General features: G+C 71.7%; 6 protein-coding genes. 5 read left to right on the plus strand and 1 reads right to left on the minus strand.

The features are described 5' to 3' along the window. Nucleotides 1-121: 121 nt before the first annotated feature. From ACWEQG_RS24980 to ACWEQG_RS24995, 4 genes are all read left to right on the plus strand, one after another. Nucleotides 122-2371, plus strand: a complete 2250-nt coding sequence (locus ACWEQG_RS24980; protein ID WP_452288186.1) for a HelD family protein — start codon at nucleotides 122-124, stop codon at nucleotides 2369-2371. A 446-nt stretch (nucleotides 2372-2817) separates the two neighbouring features. Further along, on the plus strand, nucleotides 2818-4374 hold the full coding sequence (gene lnt / locus ACWEQG_RS24985; protein ID WP_452288188.1) for an apolipoprotein N-acyltransferase: 1557 nt from the start codon (nucleotides 2818-2820) through the stop codon (nucleotides 4372-4374). Next, nucleotides 4374-5117 carry a polyprenol monophosphomannose synthase gene (locus ACWEQG_RS24990; protein ID WP_452288189.1) on the plus strand — a complete coding sequence of 248 codons (744 nt, stop codon included), beginning with the start codon at nucleotides 4374-4376 and terminating at the stop codon, nucleotides 5115-5117. Before lnt ends, ACWEQG_RS24990 begins: the two co-directional genes overlap by 1 nt. Before the next feature lie 78 nt (nucleotides 5118-5195). Continuing rightward, a complete protein-coding gene (locus tag ACWEQG_RS24995; RefSeq protein ID WP_452288191.1) occupies nucleotides 5196-5726 on the plus strand; it encodes an FxsA family protein in 531 nt (176 codons plus the stop codon). 92 nt (nucleotides 5727-5818) lie between these two features. On the opposite strand, the gene ACWEQG_RS25000 is transcribed toward ACWEQG_RS24995, so the two are convergent. Further along, nucleotides 5819-6658: a PRC-barrel domain-containing protein gene (locus ACWEQG_RS25000; RefSeq protein WP_452288193.1), complete on the minus strand. Its 840-nt coding sequence runs from the start codon at nucleotides 6656-6658 to the stop codon at nucleotides 5819-5821. A gap of 827 nt (nucleotides 6659-7485) precedes the next feature. Between ACWEQG_RS25000 and ACWEQG_RS25005 the strand changes: the two genes are divergently transcribed. Further along, on the plus strand, nucleotides 7486-7949 hold a 464-nt coding region (locus ACWEQG_RS25005; protein WP_452288195.1), incomplete at its 3' end, for a hypothetical protein.

Here is a 7949-nt window from a genome sequence, read left to right on the forward strand (position 1 = left end):
GACGCGACCGTACGAACGGGCCCGGACGCCGTCAAGAGCGCGCCCGACGCCGAGATCCACCTGTGACCGCTCGTGCCCGATGCGGGCGAAGAGCGGGACGGCACGTAGAATCTGGCGGCCTATGCCACAGTCTTCGACGGGCGAGCTGGCCCGGGAGCAGAAGTACGTCGCCGCGCTGTACGAGCGCCTCGACGTGCTGCGGGAGCGCACGCGCGGGCAGCTCGACGCCGTGCTGGCCCAGGGGGCCTCGGGGACCCACCAGAACCGCTCGGAACGCGACTCCTTCGCCGGCATGTACGCCCAGCGCCTGGCCCGTCTGTGGGCGGTGGAGAACGGCCTGTGCTTCGGCAGGCTCGACCATTCGGAGGGCGAGCGGCTGTACATCGGCCGCCTCGGCCTGTCGGACGACGACCAGCACCGGCTGCTGATCGACTGGCGGGCCCCGGTGGCGCAGCCGTTCTACCGGGCCACCCCGGCCGCCCCGATGGGCGTCACCCGGCGGCGCCACCTGCACACGCGGGGCCGCAACGTCACCGCGATCGACGACGACCTGCTCGACCTCGACGGCCTCACCGACGCCGACCGGGCCTCGCTCAACGGCGAGGCCGCCCTGCTGGCCGCGCTCGGCGAGAAGCGCACCGGCCGCATGCGCGACATCGTGGCGACCATCCAGGCCGAGCAGGACAAGATCATCAGAAGCGACCTGAACGGCGTGCTCGTCGTCCAGGGCGGGCCGGGCACCGGCAAGACCGTGGTGGCCCTGCACCGCGCGGCGTACCTCCTGTACACCTACCGGGAGCGCCTGGAACGCCGGGGCGTGCTGATCCTCGGGCCCAACCCGACCTTCATGCGCTACATCGAGCAGGTGCTGCCGTCCCTCGGCGAGACCGACGTGCTGCTGTCCACCGTGGGCGAGATGTACCCCGGTCTGACCGCGACCCGGGAGGACTCGCCCGAGGCGTCCGCGGTCAAGGGCCGGATCGGGATGGCCGACGTGATCGCGCGGGCCGTACGGGAGCGCCAGCGGATGCCGCGCACGCCCGTGGAGATCCGGCTCGACAAGTTCACGCTGAAGCTCGACCGGCAGACGCTGGAGGCGGCCAGGTCGAAGGCCCACCGCTCGCGCCGGCCGCACAACCAGGCCAGGTCCGTGTTCGTACGGCACCTGCTGACCGCGCTCACCCGGCAGGCGGCCAGGCACCTGGGGCGCGGCAACCTCGACGACGCCGACTTCGCCGACCTGCGCGAGGACCTGCGCACCGAGGAACCGGTGCGGGTGGCGCTCAACCGGCTGTGGCCGTACCTGACCCCGCAGCAGCTGCTGATCGGGTTGTTCACCGACCGCGAGCGGATGGCGGCGGCCGGGCTGGGCGCGCGGGAGTGCGACCTGCTGCTGCGCGAGCCGCCCAAGGCGGGGGAGAAGCCGGGGGAGAACTGGTGGAGCGTGGCCGACGTGCCGCTGCTCGACGAGGCCGCCGAGCTGCTGGGCGACATCGACGAGGGCGTGCTGCGGGCGGCCCGCCGGGCCGAGCAGGAGCGCGAGGAGCGCATCGCCTACGCCCGCGAGGTGCTGGAGCTGACCGGCCTGGCCGACATCATGGACGCCGAGCGCTTCGCCGAACGGCAGCAGGCCGAGGAGACATATCTCACCACGGCCGAGCGGGCCGCCAGGGATCGCACGTGGGCCTTCGGCCATGTGATCGTGGACGAGGCCCAGGAACTGTCGGAGATGGCCTGGCGGATGGTCATGCGCCGCGTCCCGAGCCGGTCCATGACGATCGTCGGCGACATCGCCCAGACCGGGTCGGCCGCAGGCGCGGCGAGCTGGGCGCGGGTCCTCGACCCGTACGTCGCGGGCCGCTGGCGCGAGGAGCGGCTCAGCGTCAACTATCGCACCCCCGCCGAGCTGATGGAGGTGGCCGCCCGCGTGCTCGAACTGGTCGGCCCCGACCTGAAGGCGCCGGAGTCGGTGCGGGAGACGGGCGAACGGCCGTGGGCCGTGCGGGTCGCGTCCCTGGCGGAGGCGGGCCCCCCGGTCGCCGCCGAGGTCGTCGAGGGGGGCCGCCTCGTGGTCATCGCCCCCGCGGGGACGACCGGGGAGATCGGGCGGATCGTCCGGGCCGCCGTGCCGGACGCCGCCACCGGGCCCGGCCCGGCCGCGCTGGACGCGCCCGTGGCGGTGCTGTCGGTGAGCGAGGCCAAGGGGCTGGAGTTCGACTCGGTGATCGTGGTCGAACCCGGCCGGATCCTGCGGGAGTCGCCGCGCGGCCCGAGCGATCTCTACGTGGCGCTCACCCGGGCCACGAGCCGCCTCGGAGTCGTCCACACCGGCGATCTGCCGGAGGCTCTGACCGGCCTGGAACGGCGCTGAACCGGCACCGCTCCCACCTGCGGAAACATGGTGTTTCCGCTGATCGGGACGCGGTTGACATCTGCGCTGAGGTCGGTAGTTTGCTGCAAAGTCCAGCACGGGACTGACCGGTTGGCCGTTCTATGGCGCCGCTGGCCTCTGCGTCGATGACGGAGCGTGATCCCGTCAGCACACCAGGCGCAGGGCGGCGTTCCGCCGAGGCGGGGCACCCCAGCCGGCCGGGGGGTTGGACCCAGGAGGGGCCCGGGCACCCAGTAGACAACGGAGCTCCGCGCCCGCCGCCGACGGGACGGAACCGGTCCGAAGGGCCGCCCGGGCCCCCTTCACTTCCTCGTAGAGTTGCCAAGGGCCGGTTTGGCGGCTCACGCCGCCGTCTGCGACCCTGACCTGGGATGATTTTCCGCACCAGGACGCGGGCCCATCGACACGCGAGGAGAAACTGTCCCGTGGCACTGAAGACGGCACAGGACGCGGAGCCGGCCGCCGCCGCGGCGCCCGGGCCGCGCGTGCCGGGCACGCTGATCCGCCTCGCCGCGTCCGTCGCGGGCGGCCTGGTGCTCTACCTCGCCTTCCCGCCCCTCGGGTGGTGGTTCTGCGCGCCCCTGGGCATGGCGCTGCTCGCCCTCGCCGTCCGCGGCACCAGGCCGCGCCGGGCCGCGTGGATCGGGTACGCCGGAGGACTGGCGTTCCTCCTGCCGACGCTCGCCTGGGTCCGCCCCATCGGGGACGACGCCTGGCTGGCCCTCACGGGCATCGAGAGCCTCTTCTGGGCGGCGCTGGCATGTCTCGCCGCACTCGTCATGCGGCTGCGCCTGTGGCCGCTCTGGGTGGCCTGCCTGTGGGTGGCGCAGGAGTGGGCCCGGGGACTGTTCCCCGTCGGGGGCTTTCCCTGGGCGCGGCTGGCCTTCAGCCAGGGCGAGTCGCCGTACACCGGCTTCGCCGCGCTGGGCGGCGCCCCACTTGTAAGTTTCACGGTCGTCCTCACGGGGACGCTGCTCGCCGCGCTGGTCACACGGCGTCCGCCGAGGTGGCGGGCCGACCGGGTGGTTGCCGGAACGCTCCTCGCCGCGATAGCCGTACCGGTGCTGGGGCTGGTCGTGCCCCGGCCCGGCGACGAGGGCAGGACAGTGCGGATCGGTGTCATCCAGGGGAACGTCCCCGGGCGGGGGATGTACTTCCTCGGCGACGAGCCCGCCGTCGTGCTGCGCAACCACGCCGACGAGACGCACCGGATGGCCGAGGCCGTACGCGCCGGGAAGCTCCCGCGGCCCGACCTCGTGGTCTGGCCGGAGAACTCGACCGACATCGATCCCTACAGCAGCGAGTTCGCCCGCCAGACGATCGACTCCGCCGTGAAGGACATCGGCGTGCCGGTCCTCGTCGGCGCGGTGGTCAAGATCGGCACCGATAAGCGGGCCACCCGCGGCGTGGTCTGGGACCCGGTCACCGGCCCCGGCGCGTACTACGACAAGCGGCGGCTCGTGCCCTTCGGCGAGTACACGCCCATGAAGGACCTGTTCCTCGCGCTGTCGTCGCGGGCCAACCTGGTCGGCCGCCAGTCGGTAGCCGGAGACAAGCCGGGGGCGCTGCGGATGGGCCCGGTGACCGTCGGCACCGTCGAGTGCTACGAGGTGGCGTTCGACAGCACGGTGCGCGAGACGGTGCTGGCCGGCGGCACCCCGCTGGTCGTGCAGACCAACAACGCCAGCTACGCGCTCACCAACCTGCCGCCGCAGCAGCTCGCGATGTCGCAGCTGCGCGCGGTGGAGTTCAACCGCGCGGTGGTCACCGCGGCGACCACCGGCATCTCCGCGTACGTCGGCCCGGACGGCCGGGTCGGCTGGCGTACGGACGAGCTGGTGGCGGGGATGAACGTCCTGGACGTCCCCGTCAGGACGAAGAACACGCTGGCGGCGGAGGTAGGTGCGCTGCCCGAGTGGGTTTTGATACTCATGGGAGCCGGAGCGACGGTGGCGGCCATCTCTGGGCGGAGGAAAAGCTGATGGAGCGGACCCCGGGGCGGGTGCTCGTGATCGTCCCCACGTACAACGAGCGGGAGAACCTCCCGATGATCACGCGGCGGCTGCGTGAGGCGCTGCCCGAGGTCCACCTGCTCGTGGCCGACGACAACAGCCCCGACGGCACCGGCCGGATCGCGGACGAGCTGGCCGAGGCCGACGACCACGTCCACGTCCTGCACCGGACGAGCAAGCAGGGGCTCGGCGCCGCCTACATCGCGGGGTTCCGGTGGGGCCTGGCCGAAGGCTACGACGTGCTGGTGGAGATGGACGCCGACGGGTCCCACCAGCCCGAGGAACTGCACAAGCTGCTCGACGCGGTGACCGACGGCGCCGACCTGGCGATCGGGTCCCGGTGGGTGCCCGGCGGCAAGACCGTCAACTGGCCGTTCTCGCGTGAGCTGCTGTCCCGGGGCGCCAACACCTACGTCCGGCTGGTGCTCGGCATCCCGGTCCGCGACGCCACCGCCGGCTTCCGCGCCTACCGCGCGGCCACGCTGGAGAAGATCGGGCTGGACGACGTCGAGTCCCAGGGCTACTGCTTCCAGGTGGACCTCACGCTGCGCACCGTACGGCAGGGCCTGCGGGTGAGGGAGAAGCCGATCACGTTCGTCGAGCGCACCGTGGGCAGCAGCAAGATGAGCCGGAGGATCATCGTCGAGGCCTTCTGGCGCGTGGCCGTCTGGGGGGTCGCCGGGTTCGCCGACCGGTTTCGCCCGCGGCGATAGGCGCGATCCGCAGGAACCCCAGCGGCCGCGGGGACGTTGACGCAGACGTACGGAGTGCCGGGGTGAGTGGGGCAAGACATGGTGCGGATCGGGCTGTTCCTCGGGTTCCTGCTGGTTCCCGTCCTGGAGATCTGGTTTCTGATCCGGGTGGGGTCCGTGATCGGCGGGTGGGAGACGGTCGCCCTGCTCATCGCCGACAGCATCCTCGGCGCCTGGCTGGTGCGCCGGGAGGGCCGGCGGGCCTGGGCGGCGCTGCGCACGGCCGTCGAGTCGGGGCGCATGCCGGACAGGGAACTCGCCGACGGCGCGTTGATCGTCGCCGGCGGCGCCCTCCTGATGACCCCCGGCTTCCTGAGCGACGTGTTCGGGTTCTTCATGATCCTGCCGTTCAGCCGGCCGATCGCCCGCCGCTGGCTGTCGTGGTTCCTTGGCCGCCGGGTGCGCTCACTCGCCGCCCGCTCGCCGTACGCGCCGATCTTCGACCGGACCGCGGGCTTCGGCGGGGCCGGCTTCGATGGCGCCGGCTTCGACGGGGCGGAGCGCTCCGGCGGGCCCGCCGGAGCGCGCCGTGGCCGCGTGGTGCACGGCGAGATCGTCGACGACGACTGAAATCGGCCGGGACTCAAAGCGGCCGGGCACGCCGTTGCCCCGGCGGCGGAGGCACACCGGGGCAACGGGGCTGGTGACGGACGAAGCGCGGTCTACAGTCGCGGCTCGTCCTCGCCGGGGATGTCCCGGCGGCGGATGTCCCGGTCCCGGGCGTCCGGGTCGGTGACGAACCGGTCGCCGGACCGCGTCACCGGATCGCCGGTGCCGAACCGCTCCTGCGCCCGGGCCGCCGGATCCTCGGTGCCGTACCGCTCGCTCGACGTGATCGAGGGATCGCCGGCGCCGAACAGCTCCCCGGACCGGGTCGCGGGGTCGCGCGGGGCCAGCGGCTCACCCGGATGCGTGCCGGGAATCTCGGCGTCCAGCCGGTCTCTGGAGCCGAGCGCGGGATCGTCGGTGCCGTACCGCTCCCCGCCGCGGGTCACGGCGTAGTCCGTGTAGTGCCTGGGGTCCGTCTGGTCCCTGTGGTCTGTCTGGTCCCTGTGGTCCAAGAGGTCCTCGGAGTCCGCCTGGTCCTCGGTGCCGAGCCCCAGGCGTTCGCGCTCGCGCCGCCCGCCGCTGTCGGCCCAGCCGGTGAGGCTGTCGGACCGGTTCGCACGTTCCCAGGCGGCGTCCCAGCTCATGTCGTAGTGACGGTAGAGCTCACGCTCCTGCTCCGCGGACAGGTGCCCGTCGGCGTCCAGCTCCACGTCGGGCGCGTTCTTGACGTGCTCCTTGGCGTACGGGACCTCGACATGACCGGCCGTCAGGTTCGCGTCGTGCAGCGGGATGAAGGTCTCCTTGGCGTGGAGAAGTCCCGTCTTGACGCAGACCCACTTCGGCCGTCCCGTCGCATCGTCCAGGAAGACCTGCGCGACCTCGCCGATCTTGTCGCCGTTGAGGTCGTGGACCGGGTTGTCGAGCACCATGGGGATCTGCTCGTGAGTGATCACGTGCTTCTCCTTGTCTCTCGCTTGGTCGGTCCCTTTCTTGGCTACCGCCGATGGGAGAACGAAAACCACCTTTCCGGAAAATCGCCGCTGTCGCGGTGTAGGCCGTGACGCCGGTGTCTCGGCATCGTCCCAGGTGGGCGTCGTGATCGCGGTGTCGGCCGCCGTCGCGAAAATCATCGTCATGATCTCGGGCCGGGGGTGCTCCGGCGGTTGCGGCGTCCACCGGCCGGCGGAACCGCCCGGTCTCGGGCAGCAGGGCTGGCGGGAAGCGGAAACGTGGAGCGGGCCGACAAGAATGGCTTTGGTCGAAATTGGCAGGGATTGTTCGCGCGGCTGCCTGTGACTCCATTCAATTCTGCTCGGCGCTTGAAGCGGGCGAGAGTCACGTGAAAGAATTCATACAAGTATTCGAATTAGCTGGAGGGAGTGTCATGGCGTCGCCACTTATCGACCCTGACCGTTCCGGCCGTTCGAACACGCTGGATGAGGCTTGGTGGGAGCGGCTCACTGCCTGCTCGCCTCTCTGGTCGTCGGAGGGCGCGCCCACCGGCGATGGGCGCATCTGGGGAATCAGCCGAATAAATATCCCTGGCGATCCGGCCCGCGATCCTCGAGTCGCGCAAAGGTGGCAATTCCTCGTTGGGCAAATGCCCCCGCGTCCAAGTGCCGCTGCCGACAGTGCCGGTGCCGAAAGTGTCGCTGGTGCGTCTGCTGATGCCGATGATGCCGGGGCGGGTTCTGCCAGGCCGGGTTCTGCTGAAGCGGGCTTTGCGGAGGCGGGTACCGCTGGCGCGGGTGATCGCCGGGGCCGGTCGTCGTGGGTGCTGGTGGGTTCTGTTCGTGAGTCGGCGCAGGCGTTGGCGTTGGCGCCGGTTCCGGACGATGTGGACGTCTGCTTGGCGGAGGCCGAGGAGTTGTTGTTCGCGCGGGATCGGATCACCTCGGCGTTGGCGGATCGGGTGGGGCGGGTGCATCGGGCGGGGCAGGCCAAGCGGCATGGGCATGCCTCCACCCGGAGCTGGTTGCGTACGACAGGCGGGATGAGCGTGGCGGGTGCGGGCCGCCTGCTGACGTTGGCGGTGGAGTTGGCGCGCCTGCCCCGGGTGCGGGAGATGTTCGCCGCCGGCGATTTGGCGGCGGGGGTGGCCGAGGCCATCTGCGCGGCGGTTGCGGGTCTGTCGGAGGAGCAGGCCGGCTTGGCCGAGCCGATCCTGGTGGAGCTGGCGGGCAGGGCGGGTGCGGCGGAGGTGGCCAAGGCGGGTCGTTATCTGCGGGCGGTGCTGGACCCCGA

This window comes from Microbispora sp. NPDC004025, assembly GCF_053604425.1.

Bases quoted from the DNA above. Each gene is read 5' to 3' on its own strand.
- ACWEQG_RS24990 (WP_452288189.1), top strand. From the start codon at position 4,374: ATGGAGCGGACCCCGGGGCGGGTGCTCGTGATCGTCCCCACGTACAAC.
- ACWEQG_RS24995 (WP_452288191.1), top strand. From the start codon at position 5,196: ATGGTGCGGATCGGGCTGTTCCTCGGGTTCCTGCTGGTTCCCGTCCTG.
- ACWEQG_RS24980 (WP_452288186.1), top strand. From the start codon at position 122: ATGCCACAGTCTTCGACGGGCGAGCTGGCCCGGGAGCAGAAGTACGTC.